At 65.7% G+C, this 23,713-nt stretch carries 22 protein-coding genes and 1 pseudogene; 10 read left to right on the top strand and 13 right to left on the bottom strand.

From position 1 onward, the window contains the following. Window positions 1-44: 44 nt before the first annotated feature. Window positions 45-1,493 (top strand): SDR family NAD(P)-dependent oxidoreductase, encoded by a 1,449-nt coding sequence (locus ACZ9CK_RS08720; RefSeq protein WP_476049762.1) that lies wholly within the window; start codon window positions 45-47, stop codon window positions 1,491-1,493. A gap of 87 nt (window positions 1,494-1,580) precedes the next feature. On the opposite strand, the gene ACZ9CK_RS08715 is transcribed toward ACZ9CK_RS08720, so the two are convergent. The 3 genes from ACZ9CK_RS08715 to ACZ9CK_RS08705 are packed head-to-tail and all read right to left on the bottom strand — an operon-like array spanning window position 1,581 to window position 4,973. Beyond that, window positions 1,581-2,432: a transglutaminase family protein gene (locus tag ACZ9CK_RS08715; protein ID WP_426297548.1), complete on the bottom strand. Its 852-nt coding sequence runs from the start codon at window positions 2,430-2,432 to the stop codon at window positions 1,581-1,583. Continuing rightward, window positions 2,429-3,355, bottom strand: a complete 927-nt coding sequence (locus ACZ9CK_RS08710; protein WP_120520208.1) for an alpha-E domain-containing protein — start codon at window positions 3,353-3,355, stop codon at window positions 2,429-2,431. The genes ACZ9CK_RS08715 and ACZ9CK_RS08710 overlap by 4 nt, the downstream gene beginning before the upstream one ends. 58 nt (window positions 3,356-3,413) lie before the next feature. Next, window positions 3,414-4,973 carry a circularly permuted type 2 ATP-grasp protein gene (locus ACZ9CK_RS08705; RefSeq protein WP_476049761.1) on the bottom strand — a complete coding sequence of 520 codons (1,560 nt, stop codon included), beginning with the start codon at window positions 4,971-4,973 and terminating at the stop codon, window positions 3,414-3,416. A 214-nt stretch (window positions 4,974-5,187) separates the two neighbouring features. On the opposite strand from ACZ9CK_RS08705, the gene pepN reads away from it, so the two are divergent. Next, window positions 5,188-7,815, top strand: a complete 2,628-nt coding sequence (gene pepN / locus ACZ9CK_RS08700; protein WP_476049760.1) for an aminopeptidase N — start codon at window positions 5,188-5,190, stop codon at window positions 7,813-7,815. Between the two features lie 145 nt (window positions 7,816-7,960). Further along, entirely contained in the window at window positions 7,961-8,254 is a 294-nt protein-coding gene (locus tag ACZ9CK_RS08695; protein WP_426297542.1) for a hypothetical protein, read from the top strand. Window positions 8,255-8,272: 18 nt separating this feature from the next. On the opposite strand, the gene ACZ9CK_RS08690 is transcribed toward ACZ9CK_RS08695, so the two are convergent. From ACZ9CK_RS08690 to ACZ9CK_RS08675, 4 genes are all read right to left on the bottom strand, one after another. Beyond that, on the bottom strand, window positions 8,273-9,364 hold the full coding sequence (locus ACZ9CK_RS08690; RefSeq protein ID WP_476049759.1) for a lipoate--protein ligase family protein: 1,092 nt from the start codon (window positions 9,362-9,364) through the stop codon (window positions 8,273-8,275). 147 nt (window positions 9,365-9,511) lie between these two features. After that, a complete protein-coding gene (locus tag ACZ9CK_RS08685) occupies window positions 9,512-9,769 on the bottom strand; it encodes a type B 50S ribosomal protein L31 (protein ID WP_074589571.1) in 258 nt (85 codons plus the stop codon). 169 nt (window positions 9,770-9,938) lie between these two features. Continuing rightward, on the bottom strand, window positions 9,939-11,168 hold the full coding sequence (locus ACZ9CK_RS08680) for an MFS transporter (protein WP_426297537.1): 1,230 nt from the start codon (window positions 11,166-11,168) through the stop codon (window positions 9,939-9,941). 90 nt (window positions 11,169-11,258) lie between these two features. Continuing rightward, window positions 11,259-11,747: a hypothetical protein gene (locus tag ACZ9CK_RS08675; protein WP_476049758.1), complete on the bottom strand. Its 489-nt coding sequence runs from the start codon at window positions 11,745-11,747 to the stop codon at window positions 11,259-11,261. A gap of 104 nt (window positions 11,748-11,851) precedes the next feature. On the opposite strand from ACZ9CK_RS08675, the gene ACZ9CK_RS08670 reads away from it, so the two are divergent. After that, window positions 11,852-12,517 (top strand): ArsR/SmtB family transcription factor, encoded by a 666-nt coding sequence (locus ACZ9CK_RS08670; protein ID WP_426297533.1) that lies wholly within the window; start codon window positions 11,852-11,854, stop codon window positions 12,515-12,517. Window positions 12,518-12,542: 25 nt separating this feature from the next. On the opposite strand, the pseudogene ACZ9CK_RS08665 reads toward ACZ9CK_RS08670, so the two are convergent. After that, window positions 12,543-12,620 (bottom strand): annotated as a pseudogene (locus tag ACZ9CK_RS08665) (TrmH family RNA methyltransferase); the annotation flags it as partial. A gap of 485 nt (window positions 12,621-13,105) precedes the next feature. Here ACZ9CK_RS08665 and ACZ9CK_RS08660 point away from each other — a divergent pair. After that, window positions 13,106-14,539 carry an NAD(P)-binding protein gene (locus tag ACZ9CK_RS08660; RefSeq protein WP_476049757.1) on the top strand — a complete coding sequence of 478 codons (1,434 nt, stop codon included), beginning with the start codon at window positions 13,106-13,108 and terminating at the stop codon, window positions 14,537-14,539. A 287-nt stretch (window positions 14,540-14,826) separates the two neighbouring features. On the opposite strand, the gene ACZ9CK_RS08655 is transcribed toward ACZ9CK_RS08660, so the two are convergent. Further along, window positions 14,827-15,768: a LysR family transcriptional regulator gene (locus ACZ9CK_RS08655; protein ID WP_426297529.1), complete on the bottom strand. Its 942-nt coding sequence runs from the start codon at window positions 15,766-15,768 to the stop codon at window positions 14,827-14,829. 119 nt (window positions 15,769-15,887) lie between these two features. On the opposite strand from ACZ9CK_RS08655, the gene ACZ9CK_RS08650 reads away from it, so the two are divergent. The 4 genes from ACZ9CK_RS08650 to ACZ9CK_RS08635 all read left to right on the top strand — a co-directional run bounded on the left by ACZ9CK_RS08650 (window position 15,888) and on the right by ACZ9CK_RS08635 (window position 19,623). Next, complete coding sequence (locus ACZ9CK_RS08650) at window positions 15,888-16,880, top strand: DUF1852 domain-containing protein (RefSeq protein ID WP_476049756.1); 993 nt, start codon at window positions 15,888-15,890, stop codon at window positions 16,878-16,880. A gap of 20 nt (window positions 16,881-16,900) precedes the next feature. Then, window positions 16,901-17,947, top strand: a complete 1,047-nt coding sequence (locus tag ACZ9CK_RS08645) for a methionine synthase (RefSeq protein WP_476049755.1) — start codon at window positions 16,901-16,903, stop codon at window positions 17,945-17,947. 2 nt (window positions 17,948-17,949) lie between these two features. Next, window positions 17,950-18,522, top strand: a complete 573-nt coding sequence (locus ACZ9CK_RS08640; protein WP_426297523.1) for a flavin reductase family protein — start codon at window positions 17,950-17,952, stop codon at window positions 18,520-18,522. A gap of 384 nt (window positions 18,523-18,906) precedes the next feature. Then, window positions 18,907-19,623, top strand: a complete 717-nt coding sequence (locus tag ACZ9CK_RS08635; protein ID WP_476049754.1) for a YoaK family protein — start codon at window positions 18,907-18,909, stop codon at window positions 19,621-19,623. A gap of 156 nt (window positions 19,624-19,779) precedes the next feature. On the opposite strand, the gene ACZ9CK_RS08630 is transcribed toward ACZ9CK_RS08635, so the two are convergent. From ACZ9CK_RS08630 to ACZ9CK_RS08615, 4 genes are all read right to left on the bottom strand, one after another. Next, complete coding sequence (locus tag ACZ9CK_RS08630; RefSeq protein ID WP_426297519.1) at window positions 19,780-20,004, bottom strand: hypothetical protein; 225 nt, start codon at window positions 20,002-20,004, stop codon at window positions 19,780-19,782. Window positions 20,005-20,207: 203 nt separating this feature from the next. Further along, window positions 20,208-21,101 (bottom strand): TrmH family RNA methyltransferase, encoded by an 894-nt coding sequence (locus ACZ9CK_RS08625; RefSeq protein ID WP_476049753.1) that lies wholly within the window; start codon window positions 21,099-21,101, stop codon window positions 20,208-20,210. A gap of 7 nt (window positions 21,102-21,108) precedes the next feature. Continuing rightward, window positions 21,109-21,894, bottom strand: coding sequence for a sulfite exporter TauE/SafE family protein (locus tag ACZ9CK_RS08620; RefSeq protein ID WP_426297515.1), 786 nt, complete (start codon window positions 21,892-21,894; stop codon window positions 21,109-21,111). Between the two features lie 19 nt (window positions 21,895-21,913). After that, a complete protein-coding gene (locus ACZ9CK_RS08615) occupies window positions 21,914-22,699 on the bottom strand; it encodes an ABC transporter ATP-binding protein (protein ID WP_426297513.1) in 786 nt (261 codons plus the stop codon). Window positions 22,700-22,809: 110 nt separating this feature from the next. Between ACZ9CK_RS08615 and serB the strand changes: the two genes are divergently transcribed. Then, window positions 22,810-23,703, top strand: a complete 894-nt coding sequence (serB, locus tag ACZ9CK_RS08610) for a phosphoserine phosphatase SerB (RefSeq protein WP_426297511.1) — start codon at window positions 22,810-22,812, stop codon at window positions 23,701-23,703. Window positions 23,704-23,713: the final 10 nt, after the last annotated feature.

Here is a 23,713-nt window from a genome sequence, read left to right as displayed (position 1 = left end):
GCTTTCCTTTTGAGGCCCTTCCGCGGGCCTGTAAAATCGGAGCAATGAGTTCCGAGTTGACGCCTGAAGAGATCCAGGCCTGCCTTAAGGTCCTGAACACGATCCACGCCTACGACGAGGAGCACCCGGACTACGTCGCCGTCCGTCGTGCCACTGGGAAGATGTTCAAGGCGGTCAAGCGCCACCGCCGGGTCACCAAGCGTGACGCCATCGCCGAGGCCGACCGCGCCGTCATGGCGATGACCGCGACGGCGGCTCCCGACCGCATTGACGACGAAACCCGCGGCAACAAGCTTGCCAGTTCGGCGACCGGGGAGATCGCCGGGCACCTGATCCGTTCCCGGCCCTGTTACATCTGCAAACAGCACTACACCCAGGTGGACGCCTTCTACCACCAGCTGTGCCCTGAGTGTGCCGCCTTCAGCCACGGCAAGCGCGACGCTCGGACGGACCTGACTGGCCGCCGCGCCCTCCTCACCGGCGGGCGGGCGAAGATTGGCATGTACATCGCCCTGCGGCTGTTGCGCGACGGCGCCCACACCACCATCACCACCCGCTTCCCCAAGGACGCCGCCCGCCGTTTCGCAGCGATGGAGGACAGCGCCGAGTGGTTGCACCGCCTGAAGATCGTCGGCATCGACCTGCGCGACCCGTCCCAGGTGATGGCCCTGACGGACTCCCTGAGCGCGGCCGGCCCGCTGGACATCATCATCAACAACGCGGCCCAGACAGTGCGGCGCTCCGGCAACGCGTACAAGCCGCTGGTGGATGCCGAGGACGAACCGCTGCCCGCGGCACTGCAGGCCGGCAACGGCGGTCCGGAACTCGTCACGTTCGGCCACGCCCACGACAAGCATCCCCTGGCCATCGCCCACAGCGTCAATGAACACCCCGTCCTGGCCGGTGACGCCATCACCTCGCTGGCTTTGTCCACGGGTTCCGCCTCGCTGGAACGCATCGCCAGCGGCACGGCCATCGACGCCGGGGGCCTGGTCCCGGATCTGGCCACCATGAACAGCTGGACACAGGTGGTGGACGAGGTCGACCCGCTGGAAATGCTCGAAGTCCAGCTGTGCAACGTCACCGCGCCGTTCCTGCTGGTGAGCCGCCTGCGGGAGGCCATGAAGCGCTCCACCGCCCGTCGGAAATACATCGTGAACGTCTCGGCCATGGAAGGGCAGTTCTCCCGGGTTTACAAGGGCCCCGGCCACCCGCACACCAACATGGCCAAGGCGGCACTGAACATGATGACTCGCACCAGCGCCCAGGAAATGCTGGACACCGACGGCATCCTGATGACCGCAGTGGACACCGGCTGGATCACCGACGAACGCCCGCATTACACCAAGGTCCGGCTCATGGAGGAAGGCTTCCATGCTCCGCTGGACCTGGTGGACGGCGCAGCCCGCGTCTACGATCCGATCGTGATGGGCGAGCAGGGCGTGGACCAGTTTGGCGTCTTCCTCAAGGACTACAAGCCCAGCCCCTGGTAACAGCCTGCGCTTCTGACCGCTGTGGCCGGCACCGGATTTCCGGTGCCGGCCACAGCTGCCTAAACCCGCGTCTGCTCAAGCCCGTGTTCAGGCCAGGCGGGTGATCTCCACGGTCACGGTCAACGCCGATCCCCCGCCGCCGGACAGGATGCCCTTCAGCGGCGGAACGTCGCGATAGTCCCGGCCGCGCGCCACCGTCACGTGGTGGTCGCCGGCCGGCTTGTGGTTGGTGGGGTCCCAGCTTCGCCACTCGCCGTCCCACCACTCCAGCCAAGCGTGCGACTGGCCGGCCACGGTTTCGCCGATCTCCGCCGTCGAACGCGGGTGGATGTACCCGGAGACGTAGCGCGCCGGAATGCCACAGCTGCGCAGGGAGCCGATCGCCAGGTGGGCGAGGTCCTGGCAGACGCCCTGCCGCTGGGTCCACGCCTGCTCGGCATTCGTGGTGACCAGGGTGCTGCCCTTCATGTAGGTCATCTCGCCGCGCATCCATTCGAAGACGGACATTGCGGCGTCGTGCGGGTTACGGCCCGCCACGACCCCGGGGATGATGGACAGGACTTCGGCGCCGGGGCCGCTCAGCTGGGACTGCGGAAGCCAGTCGCTGAATTGGTCCCGTACGGCGTCGGAGTCGAGCGTTTCCCAGTCGACAATCTGCTCCGGCAACGCGATCTTCTCGGCCCGGTGCACTTCGACCGTGCTGGTGGCCACAACCTCCAGCCGTTCGTGCGGCATCTGCATGTCGAATGCGGTGACGCGGGTGCCCCAGTAGTCGCGGTAGGTGCTGACGGCTGCCTGCGACGGCGTAACCTTCAGCGACGTTTCCAGGACCACCTGCTGGGGGTCGGTCAGCGGGGTCATCCGGGCTTCGTTGTAGGACAGGGTGACGCGCTTGTTGTACTTGTACGCGGTCTTGTGGACGATGCTCAGCCGGGTCATGAAACTTCTCCCACCCAGGCCAGTTCATCCGCCTGATTGAAGTACTTACGGGAAATCGCGTCGGAGGCCTGCGTGACCGCCTTCTGCACACGGTCCATGTGCTCGGGAAGCTCGGCCATGAGGTCATCCGTCCGGTGGAATTCGAGGAAGGTCCTGGCCTGGCCCACGATCCGGCGGGCGTCGTTGATGAAGCCGACGCGCTGGGCCGAAGGGTCAAGCTTGGCAAGGCACTCGTCGGCGTCGCGCAGCGCGTACACGATGGAGCGCGGGAACAGTCGGTCCAGGAGCAGGAACTCTGCCGCGTGCTGGTCGCCGAAGGCGGCCCGCCGGGTGCGCAGGAAGGACTCGTAAGCGCCCGCGCAGCGCAGCATGTTCACCCAGGACATGCCCGCGGAGAGGACATCCCGGGTGGAGAGCATGCGGGCCGTCATGTCGGCGCGTTCCAGCGACCGGCCCAGGACCAGGAAGAGCCAGCTTTCGTCGTGGCTGACGGTGGTGTCGGCGAGGCCGCGGACCATCGCGGTGCGTTCCAAGACCCAGTTGCAGAAGCGATAGGTGCCCACGACATCCTTGCGGTGCTGGTTCAGCCCGTAGTACGTCGTGTTGAGGCACTCCCACAGCGAGGACGACACCGTTTCGCGGGCGCGCCGGGCGTTCTCCCGCGCTGCGCCCAGGGATCCGGCGATCGAGGAAGCATTGGACTTGTCGTAGGCCAGCGCGTGGAGCAGTTCCGGCAGGCCGAACTCCTCGCTCTGCGGCCGCGCACCCATCACGGCCAGGAGTTCGCGGGCTACGCTGCGCTGTTCGTCGAGCGGAAGGTGGTTCAAGCGCTCGAGGTGGACGTCCAGGATCCTGGCGGTGCCGTCGGCACGTTCCACATAGCGGCCGATCCAGAAGAGTGACTCGGCAATACGGCTCAGCACGGGCCTGCCTCCTTGGCGTTCGGGGTCTGGTCAATAGAGAGGGCGGGCTGGAACAGGCTCATTGCTGTTCCTGCTCCGACTGGCGGTCGCGCCAGTTGCTTTCCACGGGCCATACGGACACCTGCTCGCGGACGGTGATGCTCTGCCGTGGAAGGTCCGGTCCGGGCAGCTGCGGCGAATCGGAGAGCACCCAGGTGTCCTTCGAACCGCCTCCTTGGCTGGAGTTCACGATCAGCGACCCCTCCTTCAGTGCCACCCGGGTGAGTCCGCCGGGCAGCACCCAGACGTCGTCGCCGTCGTTCACGGCGAAGGGGCGCAGGTCCACGTGGCGCGGGCCGAACTTGTCCCCGGAGAGCGTGGGCACGGTGGAGAGCTGCAGCACGGGCTGGGCGATCCAGCCGCGCGGGTCCGTCAGGATCCGCTGGCGCAATGCGTCGAGTTCGTCCTTGGATGCGGCCGGGCCGATCACCAGGCCCTTGCCGCCGGAACCGTCCACGGGTTTCACCACGAGCTCGTCCAGGCGGTCCAGCACGTGTTCGCGGGCTTCGTTCTCCTCCAGGCGGAAGGTGTCCACGTTGGCGATGACCGGCTCTTCGTGCAGGTAGTACCTGATGAGGTCCGGAACGTAGCTGTAGACGAGTTTGTCGTCGGCGACGCCGTTGCCCACCGCGTTGGCGATGGTGACCCCGCCGGCGCGGGCCGCGTTGACCAGTCCGGGGCAGCCGAGCATGGAATCGGAGCGGAACTGCAGCGGATCGAGGAAGTCGTCGTCGATGCGTTTGTAGATGACATCCACGCGCTGCTCGCCGGCGGTGGTGCGCATGTAAACCCGGTTGCCGCGGCAAATGAGGTCGCGGCCCTCCACGAGCTCCACGCCCATGAGGCCGGCAAGGAGGGTGTGTTCGAAGTAGGCGCTGTTGAAGACGCCCGGGGTCAGGACGACGACCGTGGGATCGTCGACGCCGGACGGCGCGGTCTTGCGCAGCGCGGACAGCAGGCGGCGCGGATACTCTTCGACAGGACGGATGTGCTGCTGGCCGAACGCTTCGGGAAGGCCTTTGGCCATGGCGCGGCGGTTCTCCAGGACATAGCTGACCCCGGAAGGTACGCGTACGTTGTCCTCCAGGACGCGGAAGGTACCGGCGGCGTCGCGGACCACGTCGATGCCGGAGACGTGCACGCGCACGCCGCCCGCGGGCTCGAAGCCGTGCACGGCCCGGTGGAAGTGGGCACTCGTGGTGACCAGCTGGCGCGGAATGACGCCGTCGGACACCACGGACATCCGGCCGTAGACGTCGTCGAGGAAGGCTTCGAGGGCGCGCACGCGCTGGGCGACGCCGCGTTCCAGGGTTTCCCATTCGTCGGCAGGTATCACCCGGGGCACGATGTCCAGCGGGAAGGGCCGTTCCTCCCCCGCATAGTCGAAGGTAACGCCGCGGTCCAGGAAGGTCCGTGCCATGGATTCAGCACGCGCACTGACGTCTGCCAGCGACAGTTCCTTCAGGGCCCCCTCGACCTGGCCGTACGACTTCCTGGCTATCAAGCCCGGCGCGAACATCTCGTCGTAGGCGCCGGAGCGGGCCACGGCCTCGGAATAATCCTGGAATAGCTCTGACATAGGACTCAGGTAATCACCTATTCATTACGGGCGCATTTCTCGCCGATTATGTGACGCACTTCACGCCCTCACCGCTGCGGAGCCGGTGCCGGAAGAGAGCGCCTCTTCCGGTATTCCCCCGGCCCCGTAGCTGCCAATATATACCTGCCCGCCACTATGGGCGGGCGCCCGGCCGCGCCGCTCCGGCGGGCCCGCTGCGTGGTTAGATAAGTGAGTGTCGAACCTCACCCGCGCTGAAGCAGCCGCCCGTTCCGCACTGGTGACCACCCACCGGTACGACATCTCGCTGGACGTGCGGCACGCGGCGGATCCCGCCGTCGACGGCTACACCAGCCGCACCTTCATCGCTTTCTCGGCAGTGCCGGGTGCGGACACCTTCCTGGATTTCATCCACGGCGGGGTGCACAGCGTCTTCCTGAACGGCGAGGAACTGGACCTGGGGTCCGCCGTCGACGGAGACCGGATCCAGCTGCGGAACCTGGCCGCCGACAACGAGGTGATCGTCACCGGCACCGCCTTGTACAGCCGCTCCGGTGAAGGCATGCACCGCTTCTTCGATCCCGCGGACGGCAAGTGCTATCTGTATACGCAGTACGAGCCGGCAGACGCCCGGCGCGTGTTCGCAAACTTCGAACAGCCAGAGCTGAAGGCGGAGTTCACCTTCCACGTGGCGGCGCCGTCGGACTGGCACGTGGCGTCCAACGGCGCGGAGTCCGGCCGCGCCCCGCTGGCCGGCGATCCCGACGCCAGCACCTGGGACTTCGCCACCACCAAGCGCATGTCCACCTACATCACCTCGATACTGGCGGGGCCGTACTTCCGCGCTGAGGACAACTGGAGCACGGTGCTCGACGACGGCGCCCGGCTTGAGGTGCCGCTGGCCCTCTACTGCCGCGCGTCCCTGGCGGAGTCCTTCGACGCTCCGGAGCTGTTCGCACTGACGAAGGCCGGGCTGGACTTCTTCAACCGGCTCTTCGACTTCCCCTATCCGTGGGGCAAGTACGAGCAGGCGTTCGTTCCGGAATACAACCTCGGCGCCATGGAGAACCCCGGCCTGGTGACCTTCACCGAAAAGTACGTTTTCACCTCCCGCGCCACCGACGCCCAGTACGAGGCCCGCGCCAACACCCTGATGCACGAGATGGCGCACATGTGGTTCGGCGACCTGGTGACCATGCGCTGGTGGGACGACCTCTGGCTCAAGGAGTCCTTCGCCGACTTCATGGGCACGCTGGGCGTGGACCGGGCCACCTCCTGGGAATCGGCGTGGGTGAGCTTTGCCAACAAGCGCAAGGCCTGGGCCTACCTGCAGGACCAGTTGCCGACGACGCACCCGATCGTCGCCGACATCCCGGACCTGGAAGCGGCTAAGCAGAACTTCGACGGCATCACCTATGCCAAGGGCGCCTCGGTCCTCAAGCAGTTGGTGGCGTACGTCGGCTTCGAGGCCTTCATCAACGGTTCGCGTCAGTACTTCCGCGAGCACGCGTTCGGCAACACCTCCCTGGCGGATCTGCTTGGGGCCCTCGAAACCGCGTCCGGCCGGGACCTTGGCAGTTGGAGCCGGCAATGGCTCCAGACCTCGGGCATCTCCACCCTCAGCGCGGAAATTACTGACGGCCCGGGCGGCACTGGCAGCATCGGCGAGATCATGGAATCCGTGCTCCTCCGCCAGGACTCCGTGGATCCGGCCACGGGCCGGCAGGAGCACCGGCCGCACCGGCTCAAGCTGGGACTCTACGACTACGACGACGGCGACTCCGGTGCCCTGCGCCGGACGGACAGCCTGGAGCTCGACGTCGACGGGCCGCTGACCGCGGTGCCCGGCCTGGCCGGCAGGCCACGCCCCGCCCTGCTGCTGGTCAACGACGAGGACCTCAGCTACGCCAAGGTCCGCCTGGATGGGCGGTCCGAGGCGACGGCCCGCGAGGCCCTCGACCGGATCGACGATCCCATGGCGCGGGCGCTCTGCTGGACCGCCCTCTGGGACTCGGCGCGCGACGCCGAGACGCCGGCGGAACTGTACGTGGCCGCCGTCGAACGCTTCGCCCCCGCCGAAAGCGGCATCGGCGTTCTGCTGAACATCCTGGGCAATGCCGCGACGGCGGTGGAACGCTATGTGCCTGCCGCACAGCGGGACAAGGTGCGCAGCGGACTCCTTAACACGGCAGCGGCCCGCCTCCGGGATTCCGTCCCCGGCTCCGATCAGCAGCTTGCCTGGGTGCGGACGCTCGCCGGGGTGTCCCGGCACGACGGTGGCCGGCTTGGGCTGCTCCGCGGGTTGCTGTCCGGGACAGAGGACGTCGCGGGCCTGGCCGTGGACGCCGAGCTGCGCTGGAGCCTGTGGCAGGCCCTCGCCGCGAACGGTGCGGCGACGCCCGCCGAACTCGAGGCGGAGCTGGCGAGGGACACCACGGCCTCGGGACGGGAAGGCCATGCCCTCGCGTCCGCGGCGCGGCCCGACGCCGCTGTGAAGGCGGAGGCCTGGCAAGCCGCCGTCAAGTCGACTGCGCTGTCCAACGAGATCCTCGGGGCCACGATCGCGGGCTTCATGACGGCGCCCTCCGGCATGCTGGATGCCTACATCGAGCCCTATTTCGACTGCCTGGAGCGGGTGTGGCGGGAGCGCAGTATTGAGATTGCAGGACGGATCGTGCGCGGGCTGTTCCCGGCCGGGCAGGATCTCCCGGAAGGTACCGCACCCGAGGAGCACGCGGTGCTCCTGCGCACGGACGCCTGGCTCACAGGGCATGCGGATGCGCCGCGGGCACTGCGGCGCATCGTCCTGGAGCAGCGCGACCACCTGCTGCGGGCGCTGCGCGCACAGGCCGTGCCGCGCTAGCCCCGGCCGAGTAGCCGGTCACGAAAATGCGGGTAGCTTGAACTCATTTGCTGGATTAATCGAGTACCAACTACGGTGTCCGGGCCCGGCAGACCTTAGTAGCATCGCGTGCACCAGCCATCCAGCGAAGGAATGAGGAACCGCCATGCTCAGGAAATCCCTACTGACGGCAGCCGTCTGCACCGTGGCCTTTGTGGGCCTGTCGGCAGCACCGGCGTCCGCTCAGGGCCAGGTGGAACGCGGCCCAGAACATGCGAACTCCATCTGTTCGTTCTCCGGCCTGAACGATGTCCCCGATGATCCGGTGGAGGGTGGCAGGGTCCAGTCCTACGGCCAGATCGTCAGGGCGGGGTTCAAGTCCGAGGTGCCCAGCCCGGGCATGCTCTGCAACGGACACCTTTTCCCCTACCCGGAGGCGTTCCCCGAGGAGGAGGAATAGCAACCGTAGCGGGCGGAACTAAGGAATCCTGTACAACCATTCATCGGTGCCGAACTTGCTCCGCACGCGTTCCTCCGCCGCGGCCACCTCGGCATCGCTAAGGCGCGTTTCCACGGCCCCGTAGCGCTCCGTGAAGACATCCTGCATCGCCTTGATGATGGCCTCCCGGGGCAGGCCGCTCTGCCTGCGCAACGGGTCCACCCGCTTCTTCGCGCTGCGGGTGCCCTTGTCGGAGAGCTTTTCCTTTCCGATCCGCAGCACCTCCACCATCTTGTCAGCGTCGATGTCGTAGCTCATGGTGACGTGGTGCAGCATGCCGCCGTTGGCAAGGCGCTTCTGTGCGGCCCCGCCGATCTTCCCCTGCTCCGTGGCGATGTCGTTGAGGGGCACATAGAAGGCCGTGATCCCGAGCTTCTCCAGTGCGGCCATCACCCAGGCGTCCAGGAAGGCGTAGGAGTCGGCGAAGCTGATGCCGTCCACGAGGGTCTGCGGCAGGTAGAGGGAATAGGTGATGCAGTTTCCGGCTTCCATGAACATGGCTCCCCCGCCGCTGATGCGCCGGACCACCGTGATGCCGTGGCGGGCAACGCCGTCGGGGTCCACTTCGTTGCGGACGGACTGGAAGCTGCCGATCACCACGGATGGCTCCTCCCAGTCCCAGAAGCGCAGGGTGGGGTTGCGGCGGCCGGCGCCGACTTCCTCGGTGAGGACTTCATCCAGGGCGACATTGACGTGCGTGGGAAGGACCGACGGCGGAATCACCTCCCACTGGTGGTCCAGCCAGCCGGTGGCTTTGGACAGTGCCCGGCGGACGGCGATGGCCACCGCTTCGGCCGAAAAACCGAACAGGACGGCCTCTTCCGGCAGGGTGGCGGTCACGGCGGCGGCGAGCTCACCCGGCGTTGACTCCGCAGCTTGGCCGCTGAGGGCGCGGTTGATGTCCTGCAATGCTTCGTCCGGTTCGAGGAAGAAGTCGCCGCTGACGGAGACCTCCGCCAGCTTGCCGTCCACCAGCCGGCAGTCCACGACGACGAGCTTGCCGCCAGGAACCTTGAACTCGCCGTGGAGGCGGCCGGCGTCGGACTCGGGGGAATCGGAGCGGGAAGTCATGTCCACCATCCTGCCGGAAAACCGCTCTAGCGGAGAACAACAGAGCCGGAGAACAACCCTGCCGGAGAACAACAGAGCCGGAGAACAACAAAGCCCGCGTCCCTTGGCGGGACGCGGGCTCTGCTTAGGTGACTTAGATGAAGTCGATTACTTCTTGGCGCCGAAGCCCTTGAAGCGAGCGTTGAAGCGCTCGACACGGCCTGCGGAGTCCATGATGCGCTGCTTGCCCGTGTAGAACGGGTGGGACTCGGAGGAGATTTCGACGTCGATGACCGGGTAGGTGTTGCCGTCTTCCCACTCGATGGTCTTGGAGGAAGACACGGTGGACTTGGTCAGGAACTTGACGCCGGAAGCGAGGTCGTTGAAAACAACAGCTTCGTACTTCGGGTGGATATCAGACTTCATAATTGGACCTTTGTTCGCGCCGCTGGATTTTGCCAGCTGCCAGGTATGAATGGAGGTGGTCCGTGTGCCTGCGGACGATGAACGTTCCGCGGCTCCCGGGCCAACAAACAATCCTAGCGGATGCGGGGGGAACTGGCGAACCGGCCAGGCCTGGACTGCGCCATAGGCGCTATCTTGGTGCGTGGTCGTTGCCGCGCATGCGGAAGGCGACTAGGAGGCCTGATGCGGCAGTGATCGCGGCGACGGCAGCTATAGCGGTGGGGATCCCGTACAGGTCCGCGAGGACGCCGGACAGGAGCGCCCCCACAGCGAAACCGCCGTCGCGCCAGAGCCGGTAGACGCCGACGGAGCGGGCCCGCCAAGCGGGGTGGGCGACGTCGCCGATGGCGGCGAGCAGCGTCGGGTACACCATCGCGGTCCCCAGTCCCAGGAGCGCTGCGGCGGCAAGCCAGGGCCCGAAGCTGCGCGAAGCGGCGACGGTTGCCAGTCCCACGGCCTGGGTGAGCATGCCGGCGACGATGAGCCACTTGCGCCCCCACCGGTCCGAGGCCGCCCCGGTGAGGAGTTGCCCGGCGCCCCACACCGCAGGATAGGCCGCGGCGAGGATGCCGATTTGGCCAAGGCTCAGCCCGGCTCCTGCGAACAGGACCGGAAAGAGGCCCCAGGCGAGGCCGTCGTTGAGGTTGTTCACCATGCCGGCCTGGCTGACCGCCGCGAGGGAGCGGTCGCGGAAGCTGGTCAGGGTGAAGACCTGCCGGTCCGTCAGCCCGCCGTGGGCGTGCTCGTGCGCATCGATGTGGGCGCGGGCCTCAACGAGCGAATGGCCGCGGGTCTCGCGGACGGCCGCGACGGACAGCCCAAGGCCGAGGGCGATGAAGGCCGCACCAAGCAGGAACGGGACTGGCCGCAGGCCGTATTCGGACGCAAGGTACCCGGTGGCCAAGGCGGTGGTCGCGACGCCCAGGTAGCCCGCCGCCTCGTTCAGGCCCATGGCGAGTCCCCTCCGGGACGGGCCGACGAGATCCAACTTCATCATCACGGTCGTAGACCACGTGAGTCCCTGGCTGATGCCCAGGAGCACGTTTGCCCCGACCATCCATTCCCATGCCTGCCCGGAGATGAGCATGAACGGAACGGGGATCGCTGCCAGCCATCCCCCCAGGAGCACCGGCTTGCGGCCGAGCCGGTCTGAGAGGGTTCCGGCGAAGTAGTTCGTCGCCGCCTTGGCCAGCCCGAAGGCGAGGATGTACGTCAGGGCGCTGGTGTAGCGGTCGACGTGAAAAACGTCGCTCGCCAGCAGGGGCAGGACGGTCCTTTCCTGTCCGAGGGTGCCGCCAACGCAAGCGTTGACGGCGATCAGCAGGATGAACTGGGCCAGGTTCTGGCGCAGCCCCAGCACCGGCCCTGGCTCCCGGGGATGTTCATGATCTCTCGGGTCCGTGATCCCCTCCAGTCCGGGTTGTTCCCGCCGCTTGCAGTTGGTGCGGCTTTACGCCTTCGCTGGGGTTCTTATGGCCGTGAATGCCAACACGACTCCGACGAGGAAGATGAGGACGGCGAGATAGATCAGACCGAGGTGGCCGAGGGTCGCCAGGCCCCAAGGGTAGTGGGCGGGCAAGGCAACGCCGAGCCCGACAACAGGAACGACGATGGCCGTGCCGAAGGCCCATCGTTCACCGCGGCGCACCCCATACCAGGACAGGGCTGCGACGGCCAGTCCGGCAGCCGCGATGAAGCCGCTGACGGCGATGTGCAGGTGGCTGATGTAGTGGTACAGCTGCGGGCTGAAGGCCTCGATCTCGTCCTTGCCCTTGTCCACCTGGTCCGGGCCGATCCCGAGCTCAAGGAAGGCGTCCGTGAAATTGAGCACGAAGAAGATCACGGCGTATCCGACGAATCCGAGTCCCGCGACTGCCATGAGGGTGGCGCCTGCGCGTAGGCGGGACTGCTGTTTCCGTGGAGTTTGGATGGCGGCCATTTGCCACCGCCCCCTTTCTTATTCAAGTGAGTTCTTGAATAACACTCCCAATGCCATACTCTTGTCAAGAGAGTTCTTGAATAGTTCTCCGGAGGAGGGGCAGCATGGGAGACCATCGGGCCAAGGAAGCGCTCTTCGACGTCCTTGTCGAAGCTGCCAAGGCGCTGGGGAACGGTCGGCGGGCGGAACTGGTGGACGTCCTCTCCCAGGGCGAGCGGTCGGTGGAAGAACTGGCCGCGGAGATCCGCCAGAGCGTCGCCAACACCTCCCAGCACCTGCAGCGCCTGCTGCGGGCAGGGGTGGTCACCTCCAGGCGGTCAGGGACCCGCGTCTACTATTCCCTGGCGGGACCAGCTGTCGAGCGGCTTTGGCGGGCGCTGCGGGAAACAGCCGAGGCGCATGCGGGCGAGCTGGGGGCGCTTGCCCTCTCATACCTGGGTGACCGAACCAGCCTGAGCACCATCAACCGTGACGAGCTGCAACGGCGGCTGAAGCAGGGCGACGTCGTAGTGCTCGACGTCAGGCCGCGCCCCGAATATGACGCCGCGCATATCCCGGGCGCCCTTTCAATGCCTGTCGCGGATTTGAAGGCCCGCCTGAGGCAGATTCCCGAAGGGCGCGACATCGTGGCGTACTGCCGCGGTTCCTACTGCGTGTACGCGGACGACGCCGTGCGTGAGCTGAGCGAAGTCGGGCGCCAGGCGTTGAGGCTTGAAGAAGGGTTTCCGGAGTGGAAAGCTGCCGGACTCCCGGTCGAACCGGCCACGTGACCGGTTCGCCGGTTCCACCGCCTGCTTAGTCCCTCGGGCGGAGTTCCCAGAACGCGACGGCGGACGCGGCGGCGACGTTCAGCGAGTCCACGCCGGCTCGCATCGACGGCGTCGTCCGTCAGTTCCATCGCCGTGATGGTGAAGCCTGGGCCTTGAGGAGTGCCAGGTCCCCGGGCCAGCGGAAGATCGCGCCCACGTTGGTAGGTGCCGCAATCTGTTCGGGAGCGAGAGCGACTGCCGGCTGGCCGGCGGAGCGGTGGCGAGCCCAGACAATGGGGACCCCATGGACAGGACGCGATGCCGTAGCCGGGGTATAGGGGCTCCCCGCATGTCGCCCGGCTGGTTGAAGTGTGTGCTGTAACGTGCTCCCGCACCTTTGCCGCCCAAGGCGCCGGGAGCGTGACCACACCTGAAGGATCGCACCTGCTAGCCGCACGGCCTTCTCGCCGACGAAGTCGGGCACGTTCGAGCAGCTCTTCCGCCCGTAGATCAGGTGCGGACCGGGCGATTACCTGTCGGGCGGCCGCCCGACCGTACCTGCGCACCGGAGGATTCCCCTGGGCAGACGGCCGGGTTTACTGTAAGTGCGTGCGCGGGCGCATCGAAGCCGACTATCTGGTGGTCGGCGCTGGGACAGCGGGGATGGTCTTCACCGACCGGATCCTCGCGCATTCGGATGCCACGGTCGCGATCGTCGATCGTCGGCACGCGCCCGGGGGACACTGGCAGGACGCATATCCGTTCGTTCGGCTGCACCAGCCCGCGAACCTCTATGGCGTCGAATCCGTGCCATTCGGAGCCAACAGGCGCGACGTCAGCGGCACGAACGCAGGCATGTACGAGCTGGCCGGCCCGAGCGAGATCTGCGCGCATTTCGAAGAGGCGATGACGCGGGTCTTCCTGCCGACCGGTCGTGTACTGTACCTGCCCGAGTGCGAGTTCGTTGACGAGGGTCGGATCGTCTCCCGCCTGGACGGCCGCACCGTGCCCGTCACCGTGCGCCGCCGCGTGGTGGATGCCAGGTATCTCGAGGGCCGCATCCCCGCCACCTCCGCCCCGCCGTTCGCCGTGGCCGATGGAGTCCGATGCATCCCCACCGGCGGGCTCGCCCGACTCGCCCACCCGGCCGGACGCTTCACCGTGATCGGCGCGGGAAAGACCGCCCTCGACACATGCGTGTGGCTTCTCGAGCGGGGTGTGGATCCGGCCGACCTCACGTGGATCAAACCGCGCGAGGGCTGGTGGCCGAATAGACGCTACCTGCAGCCGCACGACCTAGTCGTCGACCAGTACGTCGCGAACGCCGCACAGATCGAGGCCATGGCCCAAGCGACGACGGTTGACGATCTCTTCGCACGGCTCGACGAACAGGGAATCCTGCTAAGGGTTGATCCCTCGGTGCCACCCACGATGTTCCACGGGGCGATTGTCGGAGAAGCCGAGATCGCCCTCCTCCGGCAAATCGAGGATGTCGTCCGCCTCGGCCACGTGCGTACTGTCGAGCGCGACCGCATCATCCTCGACGACGGTGTCATCCCCACGACACGCGAAACGCTGCACGTCCACTGCGCGGCGTCGGGGCTCGTCCGGCCTCCACTTCGTCCGATCTTCGAACCAGGCCGCATCACGCTTCAGCCGATGTTCTGGGGCACCGTCTCGTTCCAGTACGCGATGCTTGGCGTCGTCGAAGCCGAACTCCACGACGACGACCAGAAGAACAAGCTGTGCCGCCCGCTGCACCTCTGGGATCGGAATGTCGACTTCCTCATCGCCTACGCCGCGCTGATGGCGAACGCCCGGGCACGCGGCCAGCATCCGGCCGTGTCCGCCTGGTCGCGCACGAGCCGGCTGTATCCTTTCGCCGAGCTGGAGCGTTACGCCGACGACCCACGCATCCCCGAGGCTCGCGAGCGCAGCCGAGCCCATGCCGCCGGAGCGCTCTCCAACCTCCCCCGCCTCATCGCCTCCCGTCACTACTCGAAGCCGGCGGAGTCAGGCCCCGAACACCCCCAAATGCGGTGAGCCACTTAACCTTCTCCCGCCCGCGAGCCGGTACGTCGCCAACATCAGTTTGCGGCTCAATGCCTCCACAGGTGGCGGCCAGGACGGCACCGCGGCCTTACAAACCCGGCCTGATCTCCCTGGCTGGATCGCCCCCACCTGGAACAGGCCGGTTTCCTCGCTGGCGTCCGCCCCGGTCATGCCAACGACGGCGACGGCGACGGGCATATACGACACCAGCAACCCGCTCGGCTGCAACAAACACGTCCAATCACCGAAAGGGTAAAGACCCGCCCGCTCAACTGCAGTCAGTCGAGCAGCGCTACGCCGAACTCAGCGACGACGGCCCGCAATTCCCTGAGGTAGCGCTGCGCTTGGTCGGTAAGCGGAATCGCGGCGTAACCGATCCAGCCGATCTCGATGCGTTCGTCAACGTCAAGCGGGATGGCGACGATCTCCGGGTCGAGCTGCCCGCTGATGATGCCCGTCGAGATCGTGTATCCGTGGAGCCCGATCATGAGGTTGAAGATCGTGGCCCGGTCAGAGACCCGGATCTCCTGCTTACTGGACAAGGTGGAGAGAATCTCCTCGGCGAAGTAAAAGGAGTTGTTCGCACCTTGATCGAAGGTTAGCCGCGGCAAGCCGGCGAGATCGGCGAGAGTCGCACGCTCTTTTGAGGCAAGCGGGTGGTTCCGTGAAATGAAAATGTGCGGATCGGCGAGGAAAAGCGGAGTGAACGCGAGCCCGGATTCCCGGAGCAGCTTGTCGATGACCTTCCGGTTGAAATCGTTCCGGTAGAGGATGCCTATCTCGCTGCGGAGCGTCCGGACATCCTCGATGATGTCCCAAGTACGGGACTCACGCAGCGAGAACTCGTATTCGGCCACATCAGTGGCCTTGACCATCCGGACGAAGGCGTCCACCGCGAACGAGTAGTGCTGCGTTGACACCCCGAGCAGACGTCGCCGCGGTGGCCTACCAAGGTAGCGCTGCTCGAGGAGAGCGAACTGCTCGACGACCTGCCTCGCGTAGCCGAGGAACTCTACCCCGTCGGCGGTAAGGGTGACTCCGCGGGCGGAGCGAACCAGGAGCGCACGGCCAACCCGGGCCTCAAGGTCCTTCATCGCAGCGGACATTGTCGGCTGCGCTACGAAGAGAAGATCGGCGGCCGCGGAGATCGACCCCTCAGCCGCAACTTCTATGAAGTAACGGAGCTGCTGTAGGGTCAATCCGCTCGAAATCTGAGGCATAGGAAGATTCTATATGAATGCATAGTAACCACTAGTTACTTGATATCCCTCGGAAGGCTGCACCATGGATACATCCCCTTCGAAAGGCCGTCTCCGGCCCATCAACGGATTGGCAGCACATGGCAGACGACTTCACCTTCAGCATCACCACGACCCCCTTCGACGAGGACTACTCCCCGTCGGAAGGCTCGCGGATCACGACGAATTTCGCCAACCTGGCACGGGGCGAGCACCGCCAGGAGAACCTCCGCAACGCCTTGACCATGATTCGCCGCCGCTTCAACGATCTCGCAAGCTGGGACAACCCGGACCGGGACCGCTACACGGTCGAGCTTGAGATCGTGTCCGTGCAGATAGAGTTCACTGCGGAAGGTACGGATCGGCAGTTCCCGCTGTTCGAGGTTCTCGACATCCAGATCGTCGACCAGCTGAACGGGGTCCGCCACCAAGGGATCGTGGGGAACAACTTCTCCTCCTACGTGCGTGACTTCGACTTCAGCGTCGTACTGCCAGCGGCAGCAGGGGACTCAGGCAAGCCCACCGTTCCCGAGGACTTCGGCGATCTTCACGGCAAACTGTTCCAGCAATTCCTCGATTCCCCTGCATGCCAGGAACGCTTCCCGCAGCCGCCAGTGGTGTGCATCAGCGTCTCCACGAGCAAGACGTACCGGCGAACGGAGAACCGTCACCCGATCCTGGGCGTCGAGTACCAGCAGGACGAGTTCTCGCTGACGGACGCGTACTTCGCAAAGATGGGGCTGCAGGTTCGCTACTTCATGCCACGCGGCAGCGTTGCGCCGCTCGCCTTCTATTTCCGCGGCGACCTGCTCAACGACTACTCCAACCTGCAGCTCATCGGCACGATCAGCACCATGGAGACGTTCCAGAAGATCTACCGCCCGGAGATCTACAACGCGAACTCCGCCGCCGCCCACGTCTACCAGCCGAGCCTGGGAGAGCAGGATTACTCGCGGACCCAGATTGCTTACGACCGCGTCGAGCGCGGTCAGCTCGCGATCACGCAGGCGAAGTACACAGAGGAACACTTCATCACGCCCCACAAGGATCTATTGGACCAGTGGACCGCCAAATACCCCGCTCTCGTCAACTGACCCACGGAGAATCGTCAATCATGAACACACTTTTGCCCACCACCGTTGTCGGAAGCCTGCCCAAACCATCGTGGCTCGCACAGCCCGAGACTCTTTGGTCCCCGTGGAAGCTGGAGGGAGATGCGCTGCTCGAGGGCAAGCAGGATGCGCTGCGCATCGCGCTCCACGAGCAGAGCCGACGCGGCATCGACATCGTCAGCGACGGCGAGCAAACCCGCCAGCACTTCGTCACGACCTTCATCGAGCATCTCAGCGGGGTCGACTTCGAACAGCGCAAGACCGTGCGCATCCGCGATCGCTACGACGCCAGCGTGCCGACCGTCGTCGGAGCGGTGCGCCGCGAGCGGCCGGTATTCGTGGAAGACGCAAAGTTCCTCCGCGCAGCCACCGACCGGCCGATCAAATGGACTCTTCCCGGTCCAATGACCATGGTGGACACGCTCTACGATGACCACTACAAGAGTCGCGAGAAGCTGGCCTGGGAGTTCGCTGCGATCCTGAACCAGGAGGCGAAGGAACTGGAGGCGGCCGGCGTGGACATCATCCAGTTCGACGAGCCCGCGTTCAACGTCTTCCTCGATGAGGTCAAGGAATGGGGCGTGGCTGCGCTTGAGAGAGCGGCGGAAGGGCTGCGTGCGGAGACCGCCGTGCATATCTGCTACGGCTACGGGATCAAGGCGAATAATGACTGGAAGGCGACGCTCGGCTCACAGTGGCGGCAGTACGAGGAAACGTTCCCGCTGCTTCAGAGCTCCAGCATCGACATCATCTCGCTGGAATCCCAGAACTCCCACGTGCCCATGGACCTCATCGAGCTCCTCCGCGGCAAGAAAGTCATGCTCGGGGCAATCGACGTCGCAAGCGAGACCATCGAGACCCCGGAGGACGTCGCCAGCACCCTCCGCAAGGCCCTGGAGTTCGTCGATGCGGACAAGCTTATCGCCAGCTCCAACTGCGGCATGGCACCGTTCCCCCGGGACGTCGCACTGGCCAAGCTGAGTGCTCTCAGCGCAGGGACGAACATCATTCGCGAGGAACTCGCCCGCTCCGCCCCCAGGGTGTCCTAACGATGTTTCACGCCTACCCCGCAGACACCTGGCTCGAGGCTCCGAAGCAAAGCTTCCCGTCCTCCCTCTCGGCCGACGAATTCAAAGCACTGTTCCGTGGCCACCCGGGAGGTGTCGCCGTCATCACGGCTGATGCCGGCGAAGGACCGGTGGCACTGACGGTATCGTCGGTCGTGTCAGTGAGTGCGGAACCTCCGTTGCTGATTTTCTCGGTCTCGGCACTGTCCTCCGCGTCCGTGGTGCTTTCGCGCGCCGAAACCGTCGTCGTGCACCTGCTGGACGCACACGACGTCGACTTGGCGAAGTTTGGAGCGACCCCCGGCGCCGACCGCTTTGACCAGACGCACCGATGGTCGGCCCTTGCAACCGGCGAAGCGGTGTATGACGATGTCCGCGCCTGGGTGCGCTGCGCCGTCATCAATCGCATGGAGGTGGGGACCTCCACAATCATCGCCGTTCACGCCCTAGAGTCCCGCGTGATGCGTGACGTCCAAGCGGGCGAACCCGGCGACGCTCTGGTCTACCACAACCGTTCATGGCACCGTCTGGGCGAGCATTCCAAGCTTGAAGGCTGAGCGCCGCCCCAACAATGCGAGGCAGGAAGCCGAGCGGCTCACGACGGCGGAAGCATAACTCCCGCCGTCCGCGCTTCGCGGTTGGCGGCATGGACGCACAGACGGCCAACGACCACATCCTTGCCGAGGGCCTGATTGACGATGACACCCTTGCCCAGTTGGGCGAGACAACGTTCACGATCCTGAACGGCAACTGGCCGGGACGACCTTGTCGGCCATTCCATGATTGCACGTCGACGCTACGATGGCGCCCTAGCCGCCGGCGCAGATCCCCGGAGCGACGGCATCGCCTTAGTTGCCAGCCAGTCCACCTAAAACCACCAACAAGCATGTCCGAGGGGTGGTCATAGAGACCACCCCTCACGATGAAGGATCCCTTAAACCATGACATCAGCCGTAGCCAGCTCAGGTACTAAAACCGCCTCTACCCCGCAAGAAAATGCGTCGTCTCCGGAAAAGTTCCGACTGATGCTCATGATGGCCCTCACGCTCGTTACAGGTGTGGTTGACGCGGTCGGCTACCTTGGACTTGATCACGTCTTCACCGGAAACATGACCGGCAACGTGGTGATTCTTGCGATGGCGTTGGCCGGGGCGGCGAACCTGCCAACTTTGGGCCCACTGGTAGCACTTGGCGCCTTTCTCCTCGGCGCGGCGGTTGCCGGATCTACGCTCCAGTCAAGCCCGAAAGGCTGGAACCGCAGGGTCACGCTCCTTCTCACAGCGGGTTGTATCGCGTTGACGGGAACCGCCGCCATCTCTCTCATCGTGGAAGACGTCGGCCGGCAGTCCATTGGTGTCATTGTTGCCGCCGTTATCGCCATGCACATGGGCTCCCAGGCCCTGATTGCGCGGCATTTGGGCGTACGAGACATGACCACAGTGGTCATTACTTCCACCATGACTTCCCTCGCCGGAGAGTCACTTGTGGGCAAGCAACGGCCCCGGTTACTCAACCGACGGCTGGGCGCTGTCCTCGCTATGTTCGCCGGGGCCGTGATCGGAGTACTCCTGCTCCAGATCCATTTCAGCGTCCCGATCGGCCTCGGCATCGCCATCACCGCCGCTGTGACGGTCCTGGGGAGTCGCCGCTGGCATTGATGCGGTACATCACCGAGGGTCTCGAGGTGGAACCGGATCTGAGTGGCGAGCTGGGTAGGCGAGTTCAACGTCTGTGGCTCCTGGACTGGTACCGGTGTCTTCCTTTAGTCGCTCGAGGTGTGACGACCTCCATGCCGGGGCATCTGGTGTGGCTGGTCACGTCCGTCGCCTGCCGATCCATACCAAGTGCTTCTCAGCGAGAGGCTGTCCCCGCAACAGACGGCCGATGACGTCCGCATCGGATGGCCCTGTCGGCATCGCCACAAAGTCGTCGACGCTCAAGGCCCCGACCTGCCAGTCGATCCCCCTGAGGTCGATGTCACCGTAGTCGTTCAGGAAGGGGTCATATCCGCCGTGGTCGAACACCCATTGCTCCAGCACGTCACCGGGCTAGCGCAGCTCCCTGGCCTTGGCCAGCCGCCGGAACTCTGCGAATCCGTAACCTTCCTCGCGGCACCGGAGCGCGTCCAGGGAGAAGTCAGCCAGGTGTAGTCCAGCGTTGGTGGTTGGTGTCTTCTGGCACTCTCCCGTATTTCGTGGTCGCGCTTCCTGCGGCTATCACTGAAGCTATAGTCCGGCATTGGCTACCGCGTCGCGTAGAACGCCACAGCAGAGGACGCCGCGACATTGAGCGAGTCGACGCCGTTCATCATCGGGATTGTTACGCGCGCGTCGAGCGCCTGATCGGTCTCAGGCCTCAATCCTTCACCCTCGGTGCCGAAGACTAGCGCGAGGTTTTGATGGTCCTGGGCGACCAGCTCGTCGAGCGTGATGGCCCCTTCGCCGAGCGACATGCCGGCCACAAAGTAGCCCGCTTCCTTGAGTAGCTCAAGGTCCCAAGGCCACGACTCGATCCGCGTCCACGGCACCTGGAACACGGTCCCCATCGACACCCGGATGGAGCGTCGGTAGAGCGGGTCGGCGCACTGGGGTGAGACCAATACAGCGTCGACGCCGATGGCTGCGGCGCTCCGGAAAATCGCACCTACGTTTGTATGGTCGGTAAGGTTCTCAAGGACCGCGATCCGTGATCGTCCTTGCATCTGAGCCCGATCCGGCCCTTGTAATTTGCGACCACTCACATTGGTGTGTTCCACGATGTCCTCCAGGACCGCCACCCGGCGGGCGCCTGCCAGGAGGGTTTCCAGCGGGACCGGGGCGGGCCGGTGCATGGCGGCCATCGCGCCGCGGTGCAGGTGGAATCCGGTGATCTGCTCGAGCAGCTTCGCCTCTCCGATGTAGACCGGAACGTCCGGAAATTGCCGGAAAACGTCGTCGAGGTCCTCAAGCCATTTTTCGGCCAGGAAGAAGGATCGGGGCTGGTGGCCGGCGGCGAGGGCGCGCCTAAGCACCCGGGAGGATTCGGCGATGTACATGCCTTCTTCCGGCTCCCTGAGCTTGCGCAGGTGTACGTCGGTGAGCTGCGTGTAGTCGGAGACGCGCGGGTCGTCCGCGGATTCGAGGTAGTGGAAAGTCACCGGGAGATTATTTCAGCAGGTTGGCGACCATGAATCCGAACGCCACCAGGCCGAGGACGAAGATGACCCCGCGCAGCACGGACGGCGAGAGCCGCCGGCCCACCTTGGAGCCCAGCAGCCCCCCGATGGTCGAGCTGACGGCGATCAGCGCCACGACGGTCCAGTTGATCCGGCCGAACGCGAAGAGCATGTAGGACACGGCGGCGACCAGGTTCACGCCCAGCACCAGGATGTTCTTCATGGCGTTGGCGTTCTGGATGGTCCCGGTCATGAACACGCCGAGGATCCCCACCAGCAGGATGCCCTGGGCCGCCACGAAGTAGCCGCCGTAGACGCCGGCCAGGTAGACGAGCACCACGAGCAGGATGCCGTGGTTCTTGTCCTTGATGGCGTGCTCCGGGTTTTCTTCGCGCCGCCGGACCCAGGCCTGTAGGCGCGGTTGGAAGATGACCATGAGCAGCGCCAGGACCAGGAGTACGGGGGCAACGAAGAAGAAGACCTTCTCCGGCAGGTGCAGCAGCAGCCAAGCCCCGGTGATGCCGCCCAGCAGCGACGCCGGAAGAAGCTGCAGCAACTGCTTGCCGCGGCCGGTGAGCTCGCGCCGGTAGCCCCAGGCGCCGGCGGCCGCACCTGCCACCAGGCCCATGGCGTTGCTCATGGAGGCCACCACGGGAGTGATTCCGAGGGCGATGAGCACCGGGAAGGTCACAAGCGTGCCGGAACCGACCACTGCGTTGATGGTGCCGGCCCACAGGCCGGCGATGAACGTGATGACGCCGCTGAGCAACTCCACTGTTTCGTGTACAGCCGGCTCAGCGGCGGGCGGTGGCGGTGTAGCGTCCCGCGTTCTCGGTGACGTCCAGGTCCACGCCGAAGGTGGTGCTGAGGTGTTCCGCTGTGAGGACTTCGTCGATGGGCCCGGCAGCGACCACGCCGCCGTCGCGCAGCAGCATCGCGTGCGTGAAGCCCGGCGGGACTTCCTCGAGGTGGTGGGTCACGAGGACCATCACCGGGGCGTCCTCGTCGTTGGCCAGTTCGGCGAGGCGGTGCACAAGTTCCTCGCGTCCGCCCAGGTCCAGGCCGGCGCCCGGCTCGTCCAGGAGCAGGAGCTCGGGGTCGGTCATGAGGGCGCGGGCAATCTGGACGCGTTTGCGCTCCCCCTCGGACAGGGAGGCGAAGGTGCGGTTCAGGAGTGGGCCCATGCCCCATTCGTTGAGCAGGGCGAAGGCGCGGCGCTCGTCGTCGCGCTCGTAGCCCTCGCGCCAGCGGCCGGTGACGCCGTACGCGGCGGTGACCACGACGTTGAGGACCTTCTCTTGCTCGGGGATGTGGTTGGCCAGGGCCGCCGAGGAAAGACCGATGCGGGGGCGCAGTTCGAAGACGTCCACGCGGCCGAGGGTTTCGTCGAGGATGCCGGCCGTTCCGCTGCTCGGGTGCAGGCGTGCGGCGGCGATCTGGAGGAGCGTGGTCTTGCCTGCGCCGTTGGGACCAAGGACGACCCACCGTTCGCCGTCGTTGACCTGCCAGTCCACCTTGTCCAGCAGAGTCTTGGAACCCCGGACGACACTGACAGAAGTCAGTTCAAGAACATCACTCATAGGAATAGACACTAGGACAAAATCCGGGCCGATTGATAACCGGCCGGCAGTCATACGGCGGGCCGTCATGGAATTCAGGGTGCCGCGCTGCGCTGGCTAAGATTGCAGCCATGAGTTCGAACGTGACCGCCGTCAGCTATGGCGTGGATCTGTCCCCCTTGGAGCTGGAAAACCTGCGCAATGTGCTTTCCTCGGCCGGCGCTTCCCTGACCTCCGAATCGCGTTCGGGGGACGAGCGTTTCAGCGTCTACACGGTGGGCCTTTCGGTGGACAACGGACTATCCTCGGACCTCACGCCGCTGCGCCGCCTGCTGGCCGGTGCCGCCGGCCCCGGCATGGATACGGCGATCGTTCCGGACAGCCTGCGCCGGGCGCCCCGCAAGCTGCTCATCATGGATGTCGATTCCACGCTCATCCAGCAGGAAGTCATCGAGCTCCTCGCCGCCCACGCAGGCAAGCGCGAGGAAGTCGCGGCCGTCACCGAGGCCGCCATGCGCGGCGAACTGGACTTCGCCCAGAGCCTGCACGCCCGGGTGGCCGTGCTCGCCGGGCTGCCGGCCGACGTCGTCGATTCCGTCCGTGCCGAGGTGCGCCTGAGCGAGGGGGCGGCGGAACTCGTGGCGGCCTTCAAGGCCGCGGGGCATGCGGTTGCGGTGGTGTCCGGCGGCTTCAACCAGATCCTGCGTCCAATAGCCGAGGAGCTGGGCCTGGACTACTGGATCGCCAACGAACTGGAAATCGTGGACGGCGCCCTGACCGGCAGGGTGCTTGGCGACGTGATCGACCGCGCCGCCAAGGAGAAGTACCTGCGCCAGTGGTCCTCCGCCGAAGGTATCGATCTGGAACACACCATCGCCGTGGGCGACGGCGCCAACGACCTCGACATGCTCGGCGCCGCGGGAATCGGCGTCGCCTTCAACGCCAAGCCGGCGGTGCGCGCCGTGGCCGACGCCGCCATCAACATGCCGTACCTGGACGCCGTCCGGCACATCGCCGGCGTCTGAGCAGGATCCT

It is taken from the genome of Arthrobacter sp. TE26545 (genome assembly GCF_056279005.1).
Note: the sequence above shows the minus strand (reverse complement) of the source record. Positions and strands in the feature narration are given on the sequence as shown.

Coding starts and splice junctions, on each gene's coding strand:
- ACZ9CK_RS08670 (WP_426297533.1), top strand. CDS start 11,852: ATGGGAGACCATCGGGCCAAGGAAGCGCTCTTCGACGTCCTTGTCGAA.
- serB (WP_426297511.1), top strand. CDS start 22,810: ATGAGTTCGAACGTGACCGCCGTCAGCTATGGCGTGGATCTGTCCCCC.
- ACZ9CK_RS08685 (WP_074589571.1), bottom strand. CDS start 9,769: ATGAAGTCTGATATCCACCCGAAGTACGAAGCTGTTGTTTTCAACGAC.
- ACZ9CK_RS08650 (WP_476049756.1), top strand. CDS start 15,888: ATGGCAGACGACTTCACCTTCAGCATCACCACGACCCCCTTCGACGAG.
- ACZ9CK_RS08640 (WP_426297523.1), top strand. CDS start 17,950: ATGTTTCACGCCTACCCCGCAGACACCTGGCTCGAGGCTCCGAAGCAA.
- ACZ9CK_RS08635 (WP_476049754.1), top strand. CDS start 18,907: ATGACATCAGCCGTAGCCAGCTCAGGTACTAAAACCGCCTCTACCCCG.
- ACZ9CK_RS08705 (WP_476049761.1), bottom strand. CDS start 4,973: ATGTCAGAGCTATTCCAGGATTATTCCGAGGCCGTGGCCCGCTCCGGC.
- ACZ9CK_RS08715 (WP_426297548.1), bottom strand. CDS start 2,432: ATGACCCGGCTGAGCATCGTCCACAAGACCGCGTACAAGTACAACAAG.
- ACZ9CK_RS08675 (WP_476049758.1), bottom strand. CDS start 11,747: ATGGCCGCCATCCAAACTCCACGGAAACAGCAGTCCCGCCTACGCGCA.
- ACZ9CK_RS08695 (WP_426297542.1), top strand. CDS start 7,961: ATGCTCAGGAAATCCCTACTGACGGCAGCCGTCTGCACCGTGGCCTTT.
- ACZ9CK_RS08645 (WP_476049755.1), top strand. CDS start 16,901: ATGAACACACTTTTGCCCACCACCGTTGTCGGAAGCCTGCCCAAACCA.
- ACZ9CK_RS08655 (WP_426297529.1), bottom strand. CDS start 15,768: ATGCCTCAGATTTCGAGCGGATTGACCCTACAGCAGCTCCGTTACTTC.
- ACZ9CK_RS08720 (WP_476049762.1), top strand. CDS start 45: ATGAGTTCCGAGTTGACGCCTGAAGAGATCCAGGCCTGCCTTAAGGTC.
- ACZ9CK_RS08615 (WP_426297513.1), bottom strand. CDS start 22,699: ATGAGTGATGTTCTTGAACTGACTTCTGTCAGTGTCGTCCGGGGTTCC.
- ACZ9CK_RS08690 (WP_476049759.1), bottom strand. CDS start 9,364: ATGACTTCCCGCTCCGATTCCCCCGAGTCCGACGCCGGCCGCCTCCAC.